23 protein-coding genes are annotated in these 23278 nt (G+C 59.2%); 13 read left to right on the top strand and 10 right to left on the bottom strand.

Features of this window, described 5'->3' with window-relative positions:
* Positions 1-88: 88 nt before the first annotated feature.
* Genes HDF08_RS01385 through HDF08_RS01395 form a run of 3 tightly spaced genes read right to left on the bottom strand, consistent with a single transcriptional unit; the run spans position 89 to position 2888 of the window.
* The gene (locus HDF08_RS01385; protein ID WP_179636657.1) at positions 89-1402 is read right to left on the bottom strand and encodes an MFS transporter; all 1314 of its coding nucleotides are present in this window, start codon (positions 1400-1402) and stop codon (positions 89-91) included.
* 15 nt (positions 1403-1417) lie between these two features.
* Positions 1418-1708 (bottom strand): hypothetical protein, encoded by a 291-nt coding sequence (locus HDF08_RS01390; RefSeq protein ID WP_179636658.1) that lies wholly within the window; start codon positions 1706-1708, stop codon positions 1418-1420.
* Positions 1709-1760: 52 nt separating this feature from the next.
* On the bottom strand, positions 1761-2888 hold the full coding sequence (locus HDF08_RS01395; RefSeq protein WP_306459654.1) for a bifunctional transcriptional activator/DNA repair enzyme AdaA: 1128 nt from the start codon (positions 2886-2888) through the stop codon (positions 1761-1763).
* Positions 2889-3006: 118 nt separating this feature from the next.
* Here HDF08_RS01395 and HDF08_RS01400 point away from each other — a divergent pair, with 118 nt between their 5' ends.
* The gene (locus tag HDF08_RS01400) at positions 3007-3507 is read left to right on the top strand and encodes a DUF3455 domain-containing protein (protein WP_179636659.1); all 501 of its coding nucleotides are present in this window, start codon (positions 3007-3009) and stop codon (positions 3505-3507) included.
* A 1-nt stretch (position 3508) separates the two neighbouring features.
* On the opposite strand, the gene HDF08_RS01405 is transcribed toward HDF08_RS01400, so the two are convergent.
* Positions 3509-4468, bottom strand: coding sequence for a transglutaminase-like domain-containing protein (locus tag HDF08_RS01405; RefSeq protein WP_179636660.1), 960 nt, complete (start codon positions 4466-4468; stop codon positions 3509-3511).
* A gap of 199 nt (positions 4469-4667) precedes the next feature.
* Positions 4668-5777 carry an aldo/keto reductase gene (locus HDF08_RS01410; RefSeq protein ID WP_179636661.1) on the bottom strand — a complete coding sequence of 370 codons (1110 nt, stop codon included), beginning with the start codon at positions 5775-5777 and terminating at the stop codon, positions 4668-4670.
* An 80-nt stretch (positions 5778-5857) separates the two neighbouring features.
* Here HDF08_RS01410 and HDF08_RS01415 point away from each other — a divergent pair, with 80 nt between their 5' ends.
* Positions 5858-6478 (top strand): TetR/AcrR family transcriptional regulator, encoded by a 621-nt coding sequence (locus tag HDF08_RS01415; RefSeq protein WP_179636662.1) that lies wholly within the window; start codon positions 5858-5860, stop codon positions 6476-6478.
* 79 nt (positions 6479-6557) lie between these two features.
* On the opposite strand, the gene metK is transcribed toward HDF08_RS01415, so the two are convergent.
* Together metK and HDF08_RS01425 are read right to left on the bottom strand one after the other, a co-directional pair.
* Positions 6558-7730: a methionine adenosyltransferase gene (metK, locus tag HDF08_RS01420; protein ID WP_179636663.1), complete on the bottom strand. Its 1173-nt coding sequence runs from the start codon at positions 7728-7730 to the stop codon at positions 6558-6560.
* A gap of 275 nt (positions 7731-8005) precedes the next feature.
* The gene (locus HDF08_RS01425) at positions 8006-8422 is read right to left on the bottom strand and encodes a helix-turn-helix domain-containing protein (RefSeq protein WP_179636664.1); all 417 of its coding nucleotides are present in this window, start codon (positions 8420-8422) and stop codon (positions 8006-8008) included.
* A 343-nt stretch (positions 8423-8765) separates the two neighbouring features.
* On the opposite strand from HDF08_RS01425, the gene HDF08_RS01430 reads away from it, so the two are divergent.
* The 5 genes from HDF08_RS01430 to HDF08_RS01450 all read left to right on the top strand — a co-directional run bounded on the left by HDF08_RS01430 (position 8766) and on the right by HDF08_RS01450 (position 14150).
* Positions 8766-10292, top strand: a complete 1527-nt coding sequence (locus tag HDF08_RS01430; protein ID WP_179636665.1) for a hypothetical protein — start codon at positions 8766-8768, stop codon at positions 10290-10292.
* 73 nt (positions 10293-10365) lie between these two features.
* Entirely contained in the window at positions 10366-11457 is a 1092-nt protein-coding gene (locus HDF08_RS01435) for an ABC transporter permease (protein ID WP_179636666.1), read from the top strand.
* Between the two features lie 92 nt (positions 11458-11549).
* Positions 11550-12230 (top strand): DUF2306 domain-containing protein, encoded by a 681-nt coding sequence (locus HDF08_RS01440; RefSeq protein ID WP_179636667.1) that lies wholly within the window; start codon positions 11550-11552, stop codon positions 12228-12230.
* A 252-nt stretch (positions 12231-12482) separates the two neighbouring features.
* Positions 12483-13307 carry an alpha/beta fold hydrolase gene (locus tag HDF08_RS01445; protein ID WP_179636668.1) on the top strand — a complete coding sequence of 275 codons (825 nt, stop codon included), beginning with the start codon at positions 12483-12485 and terminating at the stop codon, positions 13305-13307.
* 252 nt (positions 13308-13559) lie between these two features.
* Positions 13560-14150 (top strand): hypothetical protein, encoded by a 591-nt coding sequence (locus HDF08_RS01450; RefSeq protein WP_179636669.1) that lies wholly within the window; start codon positions 13560-13562, stop codon positions 14148-14150.
* A gap of 17 nt (positions 14151-14167) precedes the next feature.
* On the opposite strand, the gene HDF08_RS01455 is transcribed toward HDF08_RS01450, so the two are convergent.
* A complete protein-coding gene (locus HDF08_RS01455; RefSeq protein ID WP_179636670.1) occupies positions 14168-14881 on the bottom strand; it encodes a DUF4386 domain-containing protein in 714 nt (237 codons plus the stop codon).
* A 374-nt stretch (positions 14882-15255) separates the two neighbouring features.
* The gene (locus HDF08_RS01460; RefSeq protein WP_179636671.1) at positions 15256-16263 is read right to left on the bottom strand and encodes a hypothetical protein; all 1008 of its coding nucleotides are present in this window, start codon (positions 16261-16263) and stop codon (positions 15256-15258) included.
* 189 nt (positions 16264-16452) lie between these two features.
* Between HDF08_RS01460 and HDF08_RS01465 the strand changes: the two genes are divergently transcribed.
* The 6 genes from HDF08_RS01465 to HDF08_RS01490 all read left to right on the top strand — a co-directional run bounded on the left by HDF08_RS01465 (position 16453) and on the right by HDF08_RS01490 (position 22935).
* Positions 16453-18144, top strand: a complete 1692-nt coding sequence (locus HDF08_RS01465) for a hypothetical protein (RefSeq protein ID WP_179636672.1) — start codon at positions 16453-16455, stop codon at positions 18142-18144.
* Positions 18145-18271: 127 nt separating this feature from the next.
* Complete coding sequence (locus HDF08_RS01470; RefSeq protein WP_179636673.1) at positions 18272-19408, top strand: acyltransferase family protein; 1137 nt, start codon at positions 18272-18274, stop codon at positions 19406-19408.
* Between the two features lie 531 nt (positions 19409-19939).
* Positions 19940-20443 carry a 50S ribosomal protein L13 gene (gene rplM, locus HDF08_RS01475; RefSeq protein WP_179636674.1) on the top strand — a complete coding sequence of 168 codons (504 nt, stop codon included), beginning with the start codon at positions 19940-19942 and terminating at the stop codon, positions 20441-20443.
* Positions 20444-20536: 93 nt separating this feature from the next.
* Positions 20537-20932 (top strand): 30S ribosomal protein S9, encoded by a 396-nt coding sequence (gene rpsI / locus HDF08_RS01480; RefSeq protein ID WP_020712730.1) that lies wholly within the window; start codon positions 20537-20539, stop codon positions 20930-20932.
* Positions 20933-21191: 259 nt separating this feature from the next.
* Entirely contained in the window at positions 21192-22127 is a 936-nt protein-coding gene (gene rpsB / locus HDF08_RS01485; protein ID WP_179636675.1) for a 30S ribosomal protein S2, read from the top strand.
* Between the two features lie 145 nt (positions 22128-22272).
* Positions 22273-22935, top strand: a complete 663-nt coding sequence (locus HDF08_RS01490; RefSeq protein ID WP_179636676.1) for a translation elongation factor Ts — start codon at positions 22273-22275, stop codon at positions 22933-22935.
* Here HDF08_RS01490 and HDF08_RS01495 read toward each other — a convergent pair.
* Positions 22932-23186: a hypothetical protein gene (locus HDF08_RS01495; protein WP_179636677.1), complete on the bottom strand. Its 255-nt coding sequence runs from the start codon at positions 23184-23186 to the stop codon at positions 22932-22934. The two genes, HDF08_RS01490 and HDF08_RS01495, sit on opposite strands and share 4 nt — an antisense overlap.
* Positions 23187-23278: the final 92 nt, after the last annotated feature.

Consider the following 23278-nt stretch of genomic DNA (forward strand, 5'->3'; position numbering starts at 1 on the left):
TTCAGTGAGATGACCAGGCCTGGACTTGTCACCCAGAATTTCGGCAATCAATGAGCAACAAAACTCATAAGGCAGGAATGCTTAGCGATCATTGCGCAGTCGTATTAACAATCGGCGTCTGTCGATTCCTAGCCACCAAAGCCAGCCCCGCCGCACCAAGAGCCATGGCACTAATCAAATAAAGGCCGCCGGTAAAGCTCTGCGTAGCATCCCTCAGCCGCCCGGTCATATAGGGGCCCGCAAATCCGCCTACGCCACCCACCATCTGCAGAATCGCCACAGCCCCAGCCGCCGCTGTCCCACTCAACATGCTTGTCGCCAGCGTCCAGAACGGCCCCATCATGCTCCAGAGCCCAATAGCCGCCAGCGTCATTGCACACAAAGCCACAACCAGCGCATGTGCCCAAGCCGCCCAAGCAAACCCCACCGCCGACAACGTCAGGCACCCAGCGATATGCCATCGTCGCTCCTTCCGCTTATCCGAACTCCACCCCACCACCACCGTCATCGCCGCCGCAGCAAGATAAGGAAACGTCGCATACCGCGCGATCAAAATTGCATCCCTGTCCCCACCATGCGAAAAGCTCTGCAGAATAAGCGGCATCCAAAGGTTCACGATATACACGCCCACCTGGCTCACAAAATAAACACCCGCCAGCACCCACAAAGCTGGCAGCCGAAACGCATCGAGCAGCCGATGGTGTGTCGAAGCACCAGACAGCTCCTTATCCCGCTGCAACTCCCCCTCAAGCCATGTGCGCTCTTCAGGCCGCAGCCAACCCGCATTCGCCGGTCCATCCTTTAGCACAAACAAAACCGAAATCCCCAGCAGTACCGTAGGAACTCCCTCCGACACAAACAACCACTGCCACCCCGCCAACCCACCCACACCATCCAGCTTCAGCAGATAACTCGACAGCGGCCCACCCACCACTCCCGCCAGCGACGTCGCCGTCATAAACTTCGCCACCGCTCGCGCCCGCTCCTGCGTAGGAAACCAGTACGTCAGATAGATAATCATCCCCGGAAAAAATCCCGCCTCACTCACCCCCAGCAAAAACCGCAGCACATAGAACGACTCCTTCGAGTGCATAAACATCATGCAGGTCGAGATCACGCCCCACGAGATCATGATCCGCGCAATCCACATCCGCGCCCCCACGCGCGTCAACATCAAATTGCTAGGCAGATCGAACAGCACCGACCCCAGAAAAAAAATCCCCGCGCCCGTCCCATACACCGTATTGCTGAAGTGCAGATCCCGCTGCAGGTCATAAGCAGCAAACCCCACATTCACCCGATCCAGATAAGCCACAATGTAAAGCAGAAAAATATAAGGAATCAGCCGCCACGTAATCTTCGAGTAAAGCGCCCGCCCATCCACCGCAGCCGTCGATTCCATCCGATCCTCTTCGTACTAACTCGTCGATCCGCCGTGATGAACAGGAGGAATCACCTGCACGCGCCGCGCCTCGCGAAGCGACTGCCAACCCGCGATTGCCATCAGCAGAAAAAATCCGCCGAAGCCAACCGCAACTCCAAATGCCCCCGCGACACCCAACAACGTCACCCAAAGCGGATTGCTTTTATCCGCAAAGTAGACGAACGCCGCAACAATATCTCCCAACACCAAAAGCAAAGAGAAGAGCAGCACACCAAGAAACGCCACAAGCCACTTCTTCGCGCCATCCGGTATCGCTTTACTCATCACCGCGCTCATCAGTGGACCCTATCCAACTCTATGCAGCCTACCACGCTCATCACGCTCGCTCCGCCTCCAGCAGCCGCCGCTTCCGCTCCACGCCCCAACGATATCCAGTGATAGCCCCATCTTTGCCCACCACGCGATGGCAAGGCACCGCAATCGCAATCGGATTCGCCCCGCAAGCCCCAGCCACCGCACGCGAAGCCGTCGGCGCACCAAGCTGCAACGCCACCTCCGAGTAGCTCCGCGTCTCTCCCCGCGGAATCGCCTGTAGTGCCTTCCAAACCCGCTGCTGAAACGCCGTAGCCCTCACGTCCAACGGAAACGTAGCCGCCAGCGGATGCTCCCCCAACTGACTCGACACGAACGCCACAGCATCCGCAAGCCAACCAGTATTTCCCTTAGCCACCACCAACTGCGCCTTCGAGAACTGCTCCCGCAAGCCAGCAACTAACTCCTTGTCATCCTTCCCAAAAGCAATCGAGCAGATCCCCACATCCGTCGTCGCCACCAGCATCCGTCCCAGCGGACTAGCTGCCGTGCAGTATCGAATCAGCAGCCCAGCCCCACCCTCCCGCATCACCCGCGGAGTCATCCCCAGCGTCGCCGCACTCTTCTCATACAGCCTGCTGCTCGACCCAAACCCCGCTTCATAGATCGCATCCGTAATTGGAGCCTTCACCTTCTTCGGCTCTCTCACCTTAGTCTTGAACCGCTCCAGCCGAGCCTCCTTCGCATACTGTCCCGGACTCACCCCCAGCACCCGCTTGAACCCGCGCAGAATCGTCAACCGGCCCACGCCCGTAGCCTTCGCCACATCCGCCAATCGCGTCCGCGTCTCCGAGCCCGCATTCTCCCGCATATACTCCGTCACCGCCGCAATCGCATCCGCCTGCGGATCGGCCTTCGCCTCGGTCCGGTCAGGCTCACACCGCAAGCAAGCACGATACCCAGCAGCCTCAGCCAGGGCCGGGGTAGGGAAGAACGTCACATTCTTCCGCGAAGGCCGCCGGCTCGCACAGCTCGGCTTGCAATAAACCTTCGTAGACTTCACGGCATACACAAACTGCCCATCCGCACTCCTATCCCGCCCCAGCACCTGCTGCCACTGCTTCCCGGGAAAGTAACTCGGAACCGTCACATCGCTCTTCGCTGCACTGGTCATCATCATGGTCTCTGTCATTCCAGTATCCTCCCATCCCCGCCAAATCTGCACACTCCGTTTCGGTCACCCAAACTCACATCATGCAGATCACTTCAATCGCGCGCGCGGTCCAAGCTAAACTCAATTCATGCGAAGCATGATTCGAACTGTCACTCTCGCCACAACTTTTTCTGCCCTCTCCCTCACCGCAAGGGCCCAAGACAAGACCATCCCCCCGCTACCCCAGCAGCCGATCCTTACCCTCCACGCGAAGGGCTCCCAGATCTACCTCTGTCAGCGCAACGAAAACTCCTACCAATGGCTCTTCACCGCACCCGCTGCCCGCCTCTTCAACGACGCCGGCAACGAAGTCGCCACCCACGGCGACGGCCCCGTCTGGAACTATCAGGACAGCAGCTCCATCCAGGGCATCGTCCAGGTCAAAGTCCCATCGCCCGACCCTGCCTCCATTCCCTGGCTCCTTCTCAAAGCAGTCAACCCCGCCCGCACCGGCATCCTCACTAAAGTCGACTTTATCCGTCGCTCCGACACCCACGGCGGCATCGCCCCCACCACCGGCTGTGATGAATGCCACGCAGACGCCGTAGCCCGCGTACCCTACACCGCCACCTACACCTTCTACTCCGCGAAGCCCTGAGCTACTCGCTGAAGCCCTGAACCGCCCCCGCCGAGCCGCGATTCGACGAAGTCACGATAGGCTCCTGCGCAATCGTGCCCGGCAGACTCGGCACCGTCGTCCCATCCTCGAGCACCTCGTAGCTGTCCACATAAAAGTTCGTCAGAATCGCATTCCCGAACGAAGTCGTAATCGCCACATCCGCCGCATCCCGCCCCGCCGCCATCAACACCCGTCCAATCCTCGGTTCGTTATGTCGCGCATCCATCGTCATCCAGCGCCCATCGAGAAACACCTCGTACCACGCGCTGAAATCCCCCGGCCCGCTAAACGGCGCGCGAATATCCCCCAGATACCCTGTCACATAACGAGCCGGAATATTCTGGCAACGCGACAGCGTAATCGCCAGGTGCTGATAGTCCCGGCACACCCCCACCCGCTCCGTAAACACATCCATCGCCGTCTTCGTCGGCCGTGCCGTCTTGTAGTTGAACATCACCTTCTCGTGCACCCAGTCGCGAATCGCCGAAGCCTTCGTCCATCCCGGCGTCATCCACCCAAACAGATCCTGCGCGATCGGCCCAAACTTATCCACCTCGCAGTACCGGCTCGCCAGCAGAAACTGCAGCACCTCCGAAGGCAGATCCTCCACCGCAGCCTGCTGGGCATACGCATTGATCGGGTCCGCCAACCCCTCCATCTCAACAACACTGGTCCCGCTCAATCGGATGCCACCAGCCGGCGCCATAAAACGCGTGCAACGGTTCCCAAACACATCGTGATACTCCAACACCGGAACATCAGTCTCGTGATACTCCGACACCGGAACATCGCTTTTAGTCTCTCCGTTAATGTGTTCAACTTTCAGCTCATTGCCCGCCCTCACCTGGGACTTCAGTGAAGGGTGCAGATGCAGCATAGCCACCATCGGCGTAGGCATAGGAAGATGAAATTGAATATCGTATTCAGACTTAACGAGCATCAATACCCTCTTTTCTACTGGGGTTGGTATTAAAGTGTGATGCAAATTAAGCGATAGCCAGCAGTCTACTGCATCTCCCCCAATACCCCACCACCAAAAAGCAGATCAACCGGCAGGCTCAAACCCATAGGCGCAACGATGCGCTTTTGTGGACTTGAACTTCGCGCCAACCCATCGGGTCTATGTTCAGGCCGTGACTTTATGTCCAAGCCGTGACAGCACTCCCACCGAACACAACCTGTTGGCGCACTGCGGGTGTGAAGAGACTATAGAGCTTCGGATCGGCATGTGCACTCACTGCATCCAGTGCAGCGCGATGTTCCGGTGAAAGAACGATGTCCAAAGCCACACCATTGTCGGTCACCTGCTCGGCCCGGCTCACTCCCATCAGAGTCGATGTGACGCCCGGCCTCCCGCAAACCCAGGCCAGCGCCATGCGAGCAGGGCTCTGGCCAGCCTCTCCGGCAACCCGCTTCAGCTCCTCCACAATCTTCCAGTTGCGTTCCGTAAACAGCGAATTGCCGAAAGGATTTGCTCCATCAAGCCGCTTGTCGCCATCAGGACGTTTCGCGTTCCCTGTAGCCGCATCTCGTGGCAACCCACCCGCTCGTGGCGCTGCCGCCTCAACGGTCGCGCGGTCGTACTTGCCCGTTAGCAGTCCATAGGCAAGCGGGCTCCAGGGCACAACTCCCATCCCGAACTCCTTCGCAAGCGGCACATGCTCATCCTCTAGGTCGCGATTTACTAAAGAGTAGAAATACTGCAGGGCGATAGGACCCGGAAGCCCCCGAACCGTGGCAAGCGTCGCGAGTTTCGCGACATACCAGGCAGGCGCATTCGACATCCCCCAGTAACGGATCTTGCCCGCTCGTACCAGCGCGGTCATGCTTTCGAGCAACTCCTCGGCAGGCGTAACCGAGTCCCAGACGTGAATCCAGAACAAGTCAACGTAGTCGGTTCGCAGCCGTCTCAGCGAGCCTTCGAGAGCGGCGTGGAGATGCTTCGCGCCATTCCCGCCCACGTGGACACCCTGGCCTGCCGCAAACCCGGCCTTAGTCGCGACCACGATCTGATCACGCAACTTCCGCTCAGCGAGGAAGCCACCGAGCATCTCTTCACTGCGGCCCCCAGCGTACACATCCGCCGTGTCGACGAAGTTGCCGCCCGCCTCCACATAGGCGTTAAACACAGCGCTCGATCCAGCTTCATCCATCCCCCACCGTGCGGTGCCGAAGGTCATGGTGCCAAGAGCGATTGGGCTGACGACGAGGCCGGAACGGCCAAGAGTGCGATAGTTCGTAAAAGGCATAATGGTTTCCTTAGTGTTCGCTATGAAAATAAGTACACTCCGCTTGCAAGATGATGTCAAGGTGTTTAATAGTAATAACTATGAAAACGCTTCAGCAAACAGCTAGGCGCAAGCCTGGAAGGCCGTTGGGGTTTGATCGCGAAGCAGCGTTGCACCAGGCGATGCTGCTCTTCTGGCAGCACGGATATGAAGCAACCTCTGTGAACGATCTGACCAAAGCTATGGGGATCACCCCGCCCTCCCTCTACACCGCCTTCGGTGACAAGAAGCAACTCTTCCTGGATGCCGTTCATCGCTATGTCTCCGGCCCGGTGACTTCAAAGTCGATCATCGAGGAAGCCCCTACGGCACGGGCGGCGGCAGCCGGTTTGCTGCATGCTGCCACGATCGGCTTCACGGACGAAGCCACTCCTGCAGGATGTCTGCTGGCAAGTTCGGCCATCAGCTGCTCGCCTGTCGCGGCCGATGTGCAGAAGGCTCTGTCCCGGATTCGAATCCGCATCGAGAAGCGTCTTCGAGACAAAATACTTCAAGATCAGAGAGTAGGAAAGCTGACGCCAAAGATCGACGCAGACGCCCTGGCCGGTCACATCATGGCCGTCATTCAAGGCATGTCCACCTTGGCTCGCGACGGTTCCAATCGGGAAAAGCTGTCCTCTGTCGCCGCTGTAGCGATGTTGGCGTGGCCAACCTCAAACTAGACCACAACAAGGACTACGACAAGAAAAAAGGGCAGGCCCGAAGACCCGCCATCTTTTCCAAATCCATCCAGAAGAAAATCTAGTGGGAAGCCAACTGCTTCACCCCAGCCTGCTCCGCCAGCGCAGCGGCCTTATCGGTCTTCTCCCACGTAAAGCCCTCTCCCTTGCGGCCGAAGTGACCATACGCAGCCGTCGCCTTGAAGATCGGCTTGCGCAGATCGAGCCCTTCGATGATGCCCTTCGGCGTCAGCGAGAAGTTCTTCCGCACCAGATCCTCCAACTTCGACTCGTCAATCTTGCCCGTGCCAAACGTATCCACCAACACGCTCACCGGCTCAGCCACACCAATCGCGTAGGCCAGTTGCACCTCGCAGCGATCCGCCAGCCCAGCTGCGACGATGTTCTTCGCCACATACCGCGCCATATAAGCCGCCGAACGGTCCACCTTCGTCGCATCCTTACCGCTGAACGCTCCGCCGCCATGCCGTCCCATGCCGCCATACGTGTCCACGATGATCTTCCGGCCCGTCAAACCCGTATCGCCCATCGGTCCGCCGACCACAAACCGCCCCGTCGGATTGATGTGGTACTTCGTATCCTGGTCCAGCAGCGCCGCAGGAATCACAGCCTGAATCACGTGCTTCAAAATATCCCCGCGCAGCTCTTCGTTCCCAACGTTCTCAGCATGCTGGGTCGAGATCACAACCGCATCCACCCGCTTCGGCTTATTGTCCGCGTCATACTCCACCGTCACCTGGCTCTTGCCATCGGGCCGCAGGTAAGCCATCAGGCCATTCTTGCGAACCTCGCTCAACCGGTACGCCAGCTTGTGCGCCAGGGAGATCGGCGTCGGCATCAGCTCCGGCGTCTCGTTCGTCGCATACCCGAACATCATGCCCTGGTCGCCCGCTCCGCCCGTATCCACGCCCATCGCGATATCGCCCGACTGCTTATTGATCGTCGAGATCACCGAGCAGGTATTCGAGTCGAACCCATACAGCGCATTGTCATACCCAATCGCGGCAACCGTGCCCCGCACCAGGCTCTGAAAATCGACATAAGCCTTCGTCGTAATCTCCCCGGCGATCACCACCAGACCCGTACAGGTCAGCGTCTCGCACGCCACGCGGCTATAGGGATCCTGCGCCAGACAGGCGTCCAGAATCGCATCGGAGATCTGATCGGCAATCTTATCCGGATGCCCCTCAGTGACAGACTCACTCGTAAACAGAAAACGGTCGCGTTTAGCCAAAACTCCTCCAAAGAGTACCTGCCCGGACACTTAGCCCGGAGCAGCATGCATCCCTTCATTTTACCCGCGCAAAGGTCAACCGGGCAAAGAGACACATCCATCGGCGTCGGACGATCATTCAACGGCCATATTCTGCATCAAGCGGTCAGCATCAGGCGGCAACGCCGCGCCCGTTTATCGTAGGGAACTCCACGAAACACTCATCCTGCCCACCCAGACCCGAAACTGAATGCAAGCTTCCCGCAACTCTTCTGGATCGAGCTAAAGGAATCGCGCTACGGGATCAATCGTCCATGCAGAGCGAACTTCCACACCGCCCAGCCCAGAACCCCCAGCATCGTCACCATGGAGCCAACGCCCATCCAGCGCATGTTCGTCTTTTGCCCGCCGCCGCTTCGGTTTCGCCGTACATTCTCAGCAAACTCCGTCCAGTCGGTATTTTGGCTATCTGCTCCGCTCTCCCGCAGACTAGCCTCGAATCGTTCCATCCACGGCGACTCCTCCAGTCCCACCGCCGTCAGATAGCCGCGAACAATACCTTTTCGGAAGACCCCACCAGGCAGCTCGCCATACTCCCCGGCCTCCAGCGCCTCCAGATGGCGCAGCGAAACCTTGGTCTCCGTGGAGACCCGCTCCATCGAGACCTGCCGTCTCTCGCGCTCCCTTCGTAGCTCGACGCCGAATCGTTCCATTTGGCTTCCGTCTAACCCTAATCGGCGCGAACCGCCACAACTCCAGTCCAACGCACGTTAATTGATCGAAGAATAGACCTGAGCATTTGTCAAAGTCAAAGCCACTTTTGGGGGATGCTCTACTCGCCTACCCCATTGGAACCATGGTACTTAGAACGGTTACTTCCCGGTGATCCCCCATACTCCCCTTAAGTGGGATAGCTTTGACGATCCCCCGGCCAATCGCTATCATCGCTGGTGAAGCCTCGATCCAGTTCTTCCAAAGCTTTTTGACGATCACCCGCACGCTTCGCACCTGCCAGCACACGCCTCGCGGAATCGACCCGATTGAGAAAGAGAATGAGTGCGCCTCCCATTTCCTGAACGCATTCCGATCGTCCCCGTATTCTTCTTTGCGGTGACCCTCATGGTCATCCAGCTCGCTCAAGGCACCAGCCCTACCTTCGTGCTCTGCTGCTTCTTCTATATTCTCGTCGCTACGCATGCCTTCAACGTCGCAGGAGGATTCACCCGAACCTCCGGAGCCTTCATCTTCTTCAACTCCGTCCTCGGCGTCATCGTCGGCCTTTGCATGAAGGCGTACCTCGACGAAGCGGCAGACTCCAATCTCTTTGACCCCGAGCTCACCATCCGGGTTCTACTCGCCGGCATGTGCATGATGCTGGTCGCCGTCTACTTCACCAAAAGATCCGCCCCACGGCATGCGCTCCTGGGAAAGATGGTCTCCGACGCCAAGATGCAGACAGCCACCGTCGGCAGTCTCATCGCGGGCGTCCTGCTCCAAATCGCCTTTGTCGTCTTCCCCGCCGGCAGCGGATCGGTCCTCAGCGCTCTCAACCAGCTCAATCGTTTCTGGTCCCTGGCGGTCGTCCTGGGGGTCATCAACACCATCCGCCGCAGCGGCGGAAAGCGCAGCGTCAATCTGCCGGTTCTGCTCGCCGGATCTTTCATGTTCGCCTTCGGCGTCCTGGGCTTTTCCAAAGAAGGCATGTTATCCCCCTTTGCCTGCTGGCTCCTGGCGATAGCTTCTCAGAAGTACAAACTCAATCGAGCGCAGATTCTCGGCGGAATTCTCGTCACCATCTTTATCTTCCGGTACCTGGTCCCCTATGCCCAATATGGAAGAACCTATCGAGAAGAAAATGGCGGCGTCAGCATCTCCACAGTGTTCTCTCTCCTTTCCAATCTCGGGTACGTCCGCGAACAATACCTCCTGACCTCCGCCGGCTCCTACGATGAACGCATCCTCGGCTACTACAACAACTCCCAGGGATTCTTTGACCGCCTTGAGATGATCTCGATCGACGACGCTCTCATCAACCACACAGCGCAGTTCGGAAACTTTGGCATCTACCCCATCGTTGAAGCCTTCGAGAATCTCGTCCCCCACTTTATCTGGCCCAATAAACCCGCATTGCTGGCCGGAAATATCTACGCCCACGAGGTTGGCCTTCTAGGCGAAAACGACGAATCCACCGGCGTATCGTTCTCCTCCACCGCCACCGCCTTCCATCTCATCGGATGGAAGGGCATCTTCCTCCTCGCACCGGCCATCTGGTTCCTCCTCTTCTTCGTCTTCGAATCCCTCTGCGGAGATACGCGAGAGACCCCATGGGGACTTCTGGTCCTGGTCCTCTACACCCACACCGCTCCAGAAGGCGACATCGGCAACATGGTCTACACAGCAACCTACGCGGCCTTCGGTATCGTCTTTGCCGCGGTTGTCGGCGCCTACATTGCTCCTCTTATCGGGACCCTCTTTATCGGACCCGAGGGCATCGAACTCCGCCGCGGAGCCTCGATTCGAAGCATCGCCGGCCGGCTGCTCCTCCCGCCGCCGCCAAAGCCGGATCAGAATCCCGCCTCTTGACATCTGTCCTGCCGGACGGGATCCCTGCGCGGGAGGCCCGTCCGGCAGGACATTCCCATACACTGGTACAAGCATGAACAAATTAGTCGTCGGCAATCTGGTCCATCGCCCCCTCCGCTCGCTCATCAGCTGCCTCGCCATCGCCATCGAGGTCATCATGATCCTCTCCATCACCGCAATCCTCATGGGCAAACTCAACGGCTTCAAGACCCGCCAGAACGGCATCGGCATGGACATGTTCGTCCGCCCCAACACCGCCAGCAACCTCATCGGCATGAGCCCCGCCGGAGCCTCCATCAAGGTCGCTGACATCCTCGCCAAAGTCCCCCACGTCATCGTCTCCGCCCCCGTCAACGTCCAGATCAACAGCTCCCTCGACACCATCTACGGCATCGACTTCAAGAGCTTCGACGCCCTTCTCCCCTTCGTCTTTCTCTCCGGCACCCCCTTCCAGGGCCCCGACGACGTCATCCTCGACGACTACGCCGCCGCCGGCAAAAAGGTCGGCGACCCCATCAGCATCCTCAACCACCCCTTCCGCATCTGCGGCATCGTCGCCCACGGCAAAGGCGGCCGCAAGTTCGTCCCCATCGACACCATGGGCGCACTCACCGGCACCGAGGGCAAAGCCACCATGTTCTACCTCCGCACCGAGGACCAGCCGAAGTACCAGGACGAAGTCCGCAAAGACATCCTTGCCACCCCCGGCATGAGCACCTACAACGTCGCCACCGCCGAAGAGTACCTCTCCTCCATCTCACCCGACCGCCTCCCCGGCTTCAACATCGGCCTCCAGGTCGTCATCGGCATCGCCGTCATCATCGGCTTCCTCGTCATCTTTCAGTCCATGTACACCGCCGTCATGGAGCGCACCCGCGAGATCGGCATCCTCAAATCCATGGGAGCCTCCCGCTCCTACATCGTAGGCATCGTTCTCCGCGAGACCGGCGTCCTCGCCACCATCGGTATCGTGATCGGCATCGCAGCCAGCTTTGCTCTCAGTGCCGCGCTCGAGTCCCGCTTCCCCACACTCGACTTCGTCATCAACGTCCCCTACGTCTGGAAGGCCACCCTTATAGCCTTCATAGGAGCTCTGCTGGGCGCACTCTACCCAGCCCTAAAAGCCGCCAGCAAAGACCCCATCGACGCCCTCTCCTACGAGTAACCCGATCAGCCAAACTACGTCTCCGCCACAAACCGCGTAGACTCTCTTCACAGGCGATCTTTGCATTCGCAGGCGCTGAAACGCGGTGAAGCATGCGACTCCCGCTTTTAATTCTGCACATCCTCGGTGGCAGCATTGGCTTGCTGTCCGGCACCTTTGCCATTGCCGTCCGCAAAGGCAGCCGACTACATCGTGCCTCGGGAAACGTCTTCACCATCGCGATGCTGACCTTGGCGTCGAGCGGCTTCTGTCTCGCTATACTCAAATCGCAGCGTGGCAACATCATCGGCAGCATCGTCACCTTTTACATGATTACCACCGCATGGCTTGCCGGCCGTCGCAGAAACATAGGCCAGCCTGATTGGGCCGCGCTCTTCGTCGGCCTCGGTGGAGCAGCCGCCGTCATCACGCTCGGCGTCCTTACCCGCCACCACCCCGACAAAAACGCCCCCGCAGGCATGTGCTTCTTCTTCGGCGTCGTCCTCCTGCTTGCTGCCGCCGGAGACATCCGTATGCTCACTCGAGGCGGAATCGCCGGGCGACAGCGCATCACGCGTCACCTCTGGCGCATGTGCTTTGGACTCTTTATCGCCACTGGCTCTTTCTTCCTCGGCCAGCAACAGGTCTTTCCCGCTTTCCTGCGCGGCTCTACCTTCCTCACCATCCTCGCCGTCCTGCCCTTCCCATTGATGATCTATTGGCTCGTCCGCGTCCGTTTCAGCAAGGCTTACAAAGTACAACCCCCACCCACGCCGATGCCCGCGACTCCTTGAAGCTTCCAATGCATCAGTGTCAGCAAAAAGCCCTCGGCATTCCCCACCGCCACCATGCCACTCGCCTCTGATTTTGCCGTCTGTGCCTGTTTGCAACAGCCATCGCTTCTGTCTACTTCAAGGGTTGAGACAGCACATCTTTCGGCTCTGATAATCTCTCGGACCGGAACAGTAAAAATGCCACCTTTCCAAAGATCATCGCATCACAACTCTGTTCAGCACACGCTTCGCATAAATCAAGGAGCAACTCCCATGAGCGAGATCAGGACCAAAGACGGAACATCGATTTACTTCAAGGACTGGGGCACTGGACAGCCCATCGTATTTAGCCATGGCTGGCCCCTCTCCGCCGACGACTGGGACACCCAGATGATGTTCTTCCTCAATCACGGCTATCGCGTCATCGCCCATGACCGCCGCGGCCACGGACGCTCCAGCCAGGGAGCCGACGGCCACGACATGGATCACTACGCCGACGATCTTGCAGCGCTGACCGCCCATCTCGATCTGAAGAACGCCATCCACGTCGGACACTCCACCGGCGGCGGCGAAGTAGTGCGCTATCTGGGACGGCACGGAGAGAGCCGCGTGGCCAAGGCTGCGATCATCAGCGCGGTGCCGCCGCTCATGGTCAAGACAGCGGCCAATCCGGGAGGCCTTCCCAAGGAGGTCTTCGACGGATTTCAGGCCCAGCTCGCCGCCAATCGTTCGCAGTTCTATCGCGACATCGCCGCCGGTCCCTTCTACGGCTACAACCGCCCCGGCGCGAAATCCTCCGAGGCGGTCATCGACAACTGGTGGCGCCAGGGCATGATGGGCGGCGCCAAGGCGCACTACGACGGCATCGTCGCCTTCTCCCAAACCGACTTCACCGAGGACCTGAAGAAGATCACGGTACCAGTGCTGGTGATGCACGGCGAAGACGATCAGATTGTGCCATTCGCCGACGCCGGTCCCCTCTCAGCGAAGCTGCTCAAAAACTCTAAGTCGAAGTTCTATCCAGGATTCCCGCACGGTATGCCTACTACCAATGCGGAGACGATCAACGCAGATCTACTCGCGTTTCTCAAGGGATGAGCGTCTTAAGATAGGAGCGTCTTTGAGGGGTCGTGATTCAAAAGCCCCCCAGATTCCGGGCAAGTGACGTCTAACCGGAGATAATCGGGTCACTCCCCTTTGCCGACCATCCGGAAGTGGATGACCGGTATCCGCCTTTCGTTCTTGTATCCGCTAATTGGCGATCTTCCATCAAGTGATCTCTCTCCTTTGCTGTTGTGAGTCCTGCGTGTTATTTTCGCCGCGTACTCGGATTGGTCTGGCGGGAGTTCTATGAAGCACGCCGTCCTTGGTCTTCGCGTCCACTCCGGATGGACCGCTCTTGTCGCGATATCGCTTGAAGACGGCTCTCCGCTGGTGCTTCTGCGTGAGCACCCTCACCTCGTCAAAACCTTCACTTATGAACTTCGTCAGCCCTATCACACCGCTGGAAAAAGACCGCCTGCCGAGGCCCCCGGCTTTATCTCGGGCGTGCGCGCCGAAGCAAGACGTCTCGCATATCGAGCCATCCAGTCTGCACAGGGGAACCTTCACCTGCAAGGATATGAGCTCAAGCGCTGCTGTCTTCTTCTAGCCTCCGGAAGGCCGCTTCCGGGTCTACCTCAAATCCTGGCGTCTCATGCGTTGATTCACGCTGCGGATGGGGAACTTTTCCGCGAAGCACTGCTCCACGCGAGCAAGCGGTGCGGCGTCGAGACGTTCACTGCGAAAGAGAGCGAACTGCTCGAACGGGCCGTGCATGCCCTTCACCTGCAACCTGATGAGCTTGCCCGTCGCCTCGCCGATCTAGGCCGCCCGCTTGGTGTCCCGTGGTCACAGGACGAGAAGTTCGCTGCGCTTGTCGCTTGGCTTTCTCTCTTGTAGGACCAACGCACGGCATCCTAACTAACCGCCGGCGAGAAGCCTGCGGCGTCCAGTGCTGGTGACCTGGCGCCCTTGATGACAAGCCACAGCATAAATGCCACCTCCCCAAAGAAGGCGGGCTGAGCCCAGCGAAACACATTGTCGTAGTATCGCGGCAACAGTATGCCAGTAAGGCTCAGGATTATCCACGCCAAGCCGTCGATGGCGAGCCAGACGCCCAGCAAGCGCGGCAGCAATCGAGACTCGTACACGAGCAGCGCGAGCGGCAAGAGCCACAGGCCAAAAAATATTTCGTCAACAACAAATCCCTGAAAATGAAGATTGAGGAATAGCATAGCCAGAGCATCGCGCTGAGGCTTTTCAACTATGGATAGGAAGTCAGCCCCGCGCACGAGAAGGAGGGCAGCGATTGAGTTCAGCTCATTCAGAAATGCTATCGGGATGGAGGCAACAACTAAGGTCACCATGAGCGAGGCGTACCGCCGGTTGACCCCCTTGAGCAGGTCGTATAACGCCAGAACCACAAAGATAAAACCGGCCTGGCTGATGAGTTGGGCCGCGATGCTGAGACGAAAAAGCGTCTCGGAGGCCGCAATGTTGTTGGCCGTCGCCGCTGCGTTCCCGTGCACGATCAGCTTGCTGGGAGCATAGACCATGGCGAAGACGCCCGGTATGGAGAACAGTACATACAGCAGTCCTGCGAATCTGCCTGGGTTCCTCGTGGAACTCATGTTCCCTCCCTTGTTGTAAGCAGCCTGATAAAAGGGTCCCACCGGGGAGACGCCGAAGGCTATCGAAATGTTACGCCACACAGCAAATCAGGCGATTTCGCACAGAACCTCTTGCAACCGGTCTGATCCGGATTCTGGCGGATCACGGGCTAACCGGAAACTGACCTACACCGGGAAGGCCGCCGCTTGACAAACAGCCGCCCCAAATCCCCCACTTTCAAGCTGCCGCACCCAAATAAAAATCCACCGCTAGAACGCGAAACCCCGCCACTGGGGCGCCCTCCACCACAAAATGACGCAGTCAAAACACCACATCTCACCACCATAAAACCACCTCCCCACCACCATCCACCATCAGCTTGCAACGCCCAAACTCAGACCGATCCCGCCGCCGCATCCGCCACCTCACCCAGGAAAAACCGCCGCATCGCCAACTCCGCCGTCAGGGGAGCCAGCGCCAGCGCGAACGGCAAAAAGATCCGCACCTCCTCCATCCTCCCCACCACCAGCCACATCCCCAGAAAGACCAGCGCCCCCGCCAGCATCCCCGCTCCCGCCGCCTCCACCCGCTCCCGATGCCTCACCACCAACCCCACGGTCCACGCAAATGGCCCCATAAACAGCGCAAACGGAAGCCACGACACAGGAGAACTCAAGTTCAAAAGCAGCTGAAACACCGGCGTACTGCCATAGGTCGCCAGAGGAAACATTCGCCGCATCAGCCAGTACTGAATCCCTACCACCACCAGCAGCGAAACCACGCTCGTCCCCGCCTGCAAGCCACGCGGCAGCGCAAACCCGCGCCCCAGAGGAGTCAAACAAACCAGCAGAATCCCAATATGCAGCGCAAACCCAACATCGGCCCGAACAAACCCCTGCGCCACCGCCAGCACCAGAAACCCCACCACCGCCACACTCCCACGCACAGGCACAGCCAGCAGAAACAGCGCCACCGCTAAGATTGCCGCCGTCGGCAGCGTCTCAGGCCGTTGATACCACAACAGCCACGCCAGATAAAACTGCACCAGCACCACAAATCCAGCCGCCCCAAACCACTGCCCCACCACCCCGGCCGCGCGGTACCTCGCCGACCGCTCGAACACCGCAAACAGCGCAAACACCGCAACCAGACCCGCGATCACATCCACTACCGTCAGCATATGACGCAGCCCCAGATGCGTATGTTGAGCCAGAAAATACGCCGTATCGATCACCCCGATTCGATACTGGTTCGGCGCATTTGCCGTCCCGCCCACCACGTCCATCCAGATACCCGGCTCTGCATGAAACGCCCGGCTATAGTTCCAATAGTCCAGAAAACCCGCCGACAGGACGATAAGACTCAGCAAAACGCCGACGATCTTCTTTGGGCCCTGCCTCATCCGTTCTCTCGCTCGCTTCCCATTGGGTTTGAGTGGAAGAATAGCACTCCGCTAAAATCGACTCTCGCAGCCCGTGCCCGGCCGATACCCTTGGCTATCCATCCATCTGCAACTCCCTGCTCCACTTCGTACTAATTCTGTAATACCCTGAACTCTTACAACATACTTGCGTTTAACCCTCTGTACACAATGAAGCGGCCAGGCTCCATCTCGTTCTCTCTTGTTCGCCTCCTCGAGGCGTTACTCCTCCTCGCCTCGGCCATCTTCTTCATCCTGCACGCCTTTCACCTCAGCGCCGACTTCCCAAACCACTCCCCCTGGATGGATTGGGCCAAGTACACCGACGAGGGCTGGTACGGTGACGGCGCCATCCGCCACTTTCTCCAGGGCCACTGGTACATCCCCGGCGACTTCAACCCCGCCGCCGCCCTCCCCATCTGGCCCCTGCTCGAAGCCGCTCTCTTTCGCTTCACCGGCGTAAGCCTCACCGCCGTCCGCGGCCTCACCGTCGCTATCTTCGGCCTCATCCTCGCCGCCTCGTATCTTCTGCTGCGCCGCTGGCACCATCTGGCAACCCCCGCGGGCCAGACGCCGCAAAGAACTCTCGCCCCAGCCATCGCTGTCCTCCTCCTGGCCGTAAGTCCCTTTTGCTACGTCTTCACCCGTATGGCGATCCTCGAGCCTCTGCTCATCCTCCTCACGCTCCTCGCCCTCCTCGCCACCTCCTATGCGACGCCGGTGCAGGAAATCGAGCCGATCGCCCTGCGAGACCGCCTCCATCAAGCTCTCCCCATCGTCTCCCTGGGTCTGCTTCTCCCCCTCATGGTCCTCACCAAGACCACCGCCATCTTTCTCCTCCCCTCCATCGCCTGGATCCTCTGGGCCCGCGTGGACTACCGCCTCCGCCCCTTCCTCCGTCTCGCCCTCCCCGCCGCCGCGCTCGCCGCCGTCACCTGGACCGCCTACTACGCCCTCGTCATCCGCCCACACTTCCTTGACGACTACCACTACCTCTTCAGCGCCAACGGCTACACCGGCATCACCCCCGCCACCGCCCTCTCCGTCCTGGGTGACACCATCGCTGACGGCCTCTGGATCGGCAACATCCTCTACCCTCTGGCTCTTCTCGCCATCTTCTCCGCCTTCCTCCTTCGTCCCCGCCTCCTCCGCAACCCGCTCGTCCCAGCCCTCCTGCTCTGGACCGCCGGCTACGCCTCCTTCCTCGCCTATCACAACAACCTCCAGCCGCGTTACTACCTCGTCCTCGCGGTCCCCCTCACCCTTCTCATTCCCGTCGTCTTCTCCACCCTTTGGACTCGCAGCTACCAGACCCGCAGCCAACCCTCCGAGCCGCTATCTCCCCTTCGCCGCCTCGGCACCGCCAGCATCGTAGCCGTCCTGGCCATCCTCACCGTCACCGACGCCCGCCAGACCCTCCACTACGTCCGCACCCCCGACTACACCTACACCTCCGCCGCCGCCCAGATCCGCAAGATCGTCTCCGCCGACCACACCCACAACCCGCTCATCCTCTCCATCAGCGGCTCCGACCTCTCTCTCATGACCGGTCTCCCCTCCATCTGCGACGACTTCGGCACCATGGACCTCGCTGTCCGCGTCCAGGCCTACCACCCCGGCTGGTATGTTGCCTGGAACCAGGTCGACGACGACAAGATGGACGCCCTCGCCCCCATCTACCACCTCCAGCGTGTCGCCGCCTTTCCAACCATGGACGACCCCGAGCGCAATCTCCTCATCGTCTATCGTCTGGACCCCGCCGTCCCCGGCACGCACCCGCGCCGCCACCGCAAACCCGTCATTCCACGCCTCCTCGAGACCAGCTTCGGCCAGCAGCCCAGCCTCGATCAACTCGTACACTGATTCCAGACACCCGAACTGTGCCCATTTGAAGCCAGTCTCTAGGGATTCGCCGAAATCTGCGGGACACCAATCTCATCTAGGCATAAAATTGACCTTCAACAAACCATCTTGGCCCATCGAGGAGTAGGTGCTCAAAAAAAGGCCGCATATTCCTGCTCTGGACGGTCTTCGCGGTATGGCCGTCCTCATTGTCTTTCTATTTCATTACGGGGGAGGAACCCACTCCTCGCTACTCCCCATGCGCGTCTTCGGTTATCTAAACAAAGGCGGATGGGCCGGTGTTACTCTCTTTTTCGTTCTCTCGGGCTTCCTGATTACCGGCATTCTCTGGGACTCCCGAGGTAAGCCGCACTGGTGGCGAAACTTCGTGATGCGCCGAACCCTGCGTATCTTTCCTCTTTACTACGCAAGCATCGTTCTCGTCGTACTAGCTGCTGCGTTCAAAGGGACGCTATATCCCACGCTCCGCCTCATCTGGATTCCTGTCTTTTTCCTCCAGAACATGCCGCATCTCAACGGCCTGGTCGACAAAATCCCATCGCCGCTCGGGCTCTTCCACTTTTGGAGCCTTGCTGTCGAAGAACAGTTTTACCTTCTCTGGCCTGCTGTTCTCTTTCTTCAGAGATCCCGAAGCCGCGCTCGGACCCTCTGCCTCGGCGTCTTCCTCTTTGCCTGCATCTTCCGCCTTCTCATCTGGCACCTGGCACCCAACCCGAGCCAGTTTTCCGAGTTTCTTCTCACCCGCGCTGGGGAACTGGCCGCCGGGGGATGGCTTGCTCTCGCCTATCGAGGTCCCGAGTGGTCTCGAGTCAAAGCCGCCGCCCCCTATGCAGCTCTCGCAGGCTTAGCGGGCTTCCTCATCAGTGGGGTACTCAACGGGACCTTCGAGTTGATCGGCTTCTGGCTGGCAGTCACCGGCCTGCCTTGCATCACCGTCTGCGCCGCAGCTCTGCTCGTTCTGGCCATGGAGCCTGGCCTTGTGCAGCGTTGCGCCGAAGCAGCATGGCTGCGATGGCTCGGAGGCATCAGCTATGGGGTGTATGTCTTTCACATGCTTTTCCTGGGGATCTTTATTGCTATCGAACAGAAGATATTTGGTTCACGCAGTCAGTTCGTCACCAGTGCGGCTCTGCTTCTCATCGCCGCCGCTGGGTCGGTCTGCACTGCATGGCTCTCTTTCCACTTCTTTGAAACACCGTTTCTCAACCTGAAGAATCGTTTCTCGAATCGGTCTGTCGAAACAGCGTCAAAGATCTCTATCTGATGGGCTCGGTCTCTTTTCTGCGCTCTTCTCACCAGCATTGCTCTCAGCAATACGCCGAACCCTCCGGCACCTCTAAATAACGGTCTTATTGTGCGCTCTCAGCCTCGCTACCCCGTACAAGCGTTAGAAAACACGCCAAACAATCCTTGACGCAACCCCGGAGAGGCCAGTAAGATTAAAACTCGCGCAGTTTCGCGTCTGTACGTCTGTGTCAGCTTTACTCTCAGGCGAGTCAGTTCACCGAGACATCCGTGGTGGATCCACTGGGGAGCAGCTTTCAACACAGCCGCCCCTGAAGCACCCTCCCATAGGTTGTGCGTAGTCGAGATGTAGTCCAGCTGTAGTCCAGGCCAAGCGGGCCGTCCCGCGTGTTTGGAGAGTAAACTCTCCCCTCCCGCACGTCGCCTTGCTCTGGGAAAACGTTCTTTCTGGCTTTTCAGTAATTTTATTGGCGAACCATCAACCTTGCACCACTTTCTTCATGCACCACGCCGAACACTGAAGACGGCAGAAACAAGGAGTAACCCAACGATGTCCACCACCATTCCGAGCGGCAAAGATATTAAGCGCAAGTGGTACGTGCTTGATGCCAGCGGTAAGACCCTCGGCCGCCTCGCCACCCAGGCCGCCTCCGTCCTCGCCGGCAAGACCAACCCCCTCTACACCCCCTACATCGATATGGGCGATCACGTCGTTATCGTCAACGCCGAAAAGATCGTGCTGACCGGCCTCAAGTCTGACCAGAAGCTCTATCGCCGCTACACCGGTTTCCCCGGTGGTCTGCGCGAAGAGTCCTTCATCAAGCTGCTCGCCCGTCGCCCCGAAGCCATCGTCGAGCAGGCCGTCAAGGGCATGCTGCCCAAGTCCAAGCTCGGCCGCCAGATGGCCACCAAGCTCAAGGTCTACAAGGGTGCCCAGCATCCCCACCTCGCCCAACAGCCCGTTGCCATGGACTTCCATGCCTCCAACGCGCCCAAGGTTCTCACCTCCAAGGTCATGGTCCCGGCGCATCCGGCCCACTCCCTCGAAGGCTAAGCGTCCGTTTTGTTAAGGGCACGGCTTCAGCCGTGCCATGCGGCACACGAAATTCGGGGCTTTAGCCCCTGAGGTAAAAGTTCAAGGAGCACCATGGCAGATCTGATTCAATACTACGGAACCGGCCGTCGCAAGTCCTCGATCGCACGCGTCTTCCTGCGTCCAGGCAGCGGCAAATTCACCGTCAACAAAAAAGAGTGTGACGTCTACTTCGTCACCGCACAACAGCGCGCAGCCGCCAAGCGCTCGCTCGGCATCGCCGACATCGGCGAGACCTTCGACGTCATCACCACCGTAAAGGGTGGCGGCGTCATGGGCCAAGCCGACGCCGTCAAGCTCGGCATCGCACGCGCCCTCATGGTATTCAACCCCGAGCTCCGCAAGGCGCTCAAGGCAGAAGGCCTCGTTACCCGCGACTCGCGTGGTAAAGAGCGCAAGAAGTACGGTCAGAAGGGCGCTCGCGCTCGCTTCCAGTTCAGCAAACGCTAATTGCTTTGCGTCGTTGCTTTTCTGGTTGCCATCCCCGAAGGGGATCTGCTGTTGCTTTTGCATTTCGTTTCAAAGTGGAAGCCGAGGCTTTAGCCCGGCTTCCACCGCACCACAGGCCTCGTTTCAAAGCGGCGAAAAGGAATCACCGCTCAGCACTACCCTCTCGGAGCATCGCGAGGCAAGGAGTCAAATCTCCCTTACGAGGGATCAATCCAGGCACCGGAGCATCGGTCCGGCTGTCTTAAACCAAGGAGCTACATTGGCAAATATCACTATGAAAGAACTGCTCGAAGCTGGCGTTCACTTCGGGCATCAGACCAAGCGCTGGAACCCCAAGATGAAGGAGTACATCTTCGGCGAGCGCAACGGCATTTACATCATCGACCTGCAGAAGACCCTCAAGATGTTCAAAGAGGCGTCGAAGTTCGTCACCGACCTCACCTCCACCGGTAAGCTCATCCTCTTCGTCGGCACCAAGCGCCAGGCGCAGGATGCCATCGCGGAAGAAGCAACCCGCGCCGGCATGCCCTACATCAACAGCCGCTGGCTCGGCGGTCTGCTCACCAACTGGGTCACCGTGCAGAAGTCGGTCAAGCGCCTCACCGAGCTCGACGACATGTCGACCGACGGCCGCTACGAGCTCCTCACCAAGAAGGAAGTCATCAAGCTCGAGCGCGAGCGCAAGCACCTCACCACCAACCTCGCCGGTATCAAGACCATGAAGCGTCTTCCCGACGCCATCTTCGTCGTTGACTCCAACAACGAGGCCATCGCCGTCGCCGAAGCCCGCAAGCTTGGCATCCCGGTCGTCGCCGTCGTCGACACCAACTGCGACCCCACCGTCGTCGACTACGTCATCCCCGGCAACGACGACGCCCTCCGCGCCATCCGCCTCTTCACCACGAAGATCGCAGATTCCGCCTACGAAGGCGTCCAGATGGTCTCCGAGAAGGCATTCGCCACCGAGTCCGCTGACGTTCAACCCCTCGCAGTCTCCCCCGAGTACGTCGGGGAAGAGGGCGAGTACGAAGGTGCCGAGATCCATGCTGCCGCCGAGCCCACCGAAGCTGCTCCCGAAGAAGACGAGACCGTCGACCTCGCCGCAGTTCTCGGCGGAAACATCCGCAAGGCACCGTCTGCCGCCAGCGAGCCCGAAGCCGAGTCCGAGCCCATCTCAGCCCAGGCCGCCGTCTAGCACCATCTATCGTGCCGAAAGGCCGTCGCAAGAGGAAAGGGCAGGGCATTAGCCGTGCCGTAACCGTCTCTTGTTATTTTGGTGGGGCGCGGGCATTCAGCCCGCGCCCCCTTTCGCAGAAAACCGCAACTCAAGGAAACGCACAATGACTGAAACCGCCGTAAAGATCGACGCAAAACTCGTCAAAGAACTCCGTGAAAAGTCCGGCGCCCCCATGGGCGACTGCTTGAAGGCGCTGCAAGAGGCTAAAGGTGAGATGGAAGCCGCCTTCGTCGTCCTCCGCAAGCGTGGCATGGCCTCGGCCGCCAAGAAGGCGACCCGCACCACCAACGAGGGCGCAGTCGGAACCTACATCCACGCTGGCGGAAAGATCGGCGTTCTGATCGAGCTCAACTGCGAGTCCGACTTCGTAGCCCGCACCGACGACTTCCAGGAGCTTCTCCGCGACGTCGCCATGCACATCGCCGCCGTTGACCCGCGCTTCGTCAGCCGCGAGGACGTCACCGAAGCCGACCTCGAGCGCGAGAAGGACGTCTACCGCGCCCAAGCCGCTGCCTCCGGCAAACCCGCCGAGATCATCGAGAAGATGCTCACCGGCAAGCTCGCCAAGTTCTACGAAGAGTTCTGCCTCCTCGACCAGCCCTTCATCAAGGAAGCCTCACAGACCATCGGCCAGCTCATCGCCAGCAAAGTCGCAAAGCTAGGCGAAAACATCAGCGTCCGCCGCTTCGCCCGCTTCAAGGTAGGCGCCACCGACTGGACCGTAGCCCAGACCAAAGCCGCCCCCACCGACGAAGCCGCTTCCTAATCTGTAACCATCATCGAAACAAAAAAAGCCCGGGCGTCGTCCCGGGCTTTGCTTTCCTTCAAACGCTTCCGTTCTTTAGCTTTGTCCTTGCTTTTTTTTGTTGTCATTCCGCAGCGAAGCGGAGGAATCTGCTTTGTATCATGCTTGCCTCTACGCAACATCAATCCATCAAATCTCACAATCGTCATCCTGAACGAAGTGAAGGATCCCCGTATTTGCCTTTGCTCCAAAATCGCGATGCTTGACGCCACACCCCACCTCCAATAATCTCCAACCATGCACTTCGTCTCTGCAGCCCGTTATTGTTGTCCGTCCAGCCTCTAGGCTGACGACACCTCAGGGC

This window comes from Tunturiibacter empetritectus (genome assembly GCF_013410875.1).
Lineage (GTDB): Bacteria > Acidobacteriota > Terriglobia > Terriglobales > Acidobacteriaceae > Edaphobacter > Edaphobacter empetritectus.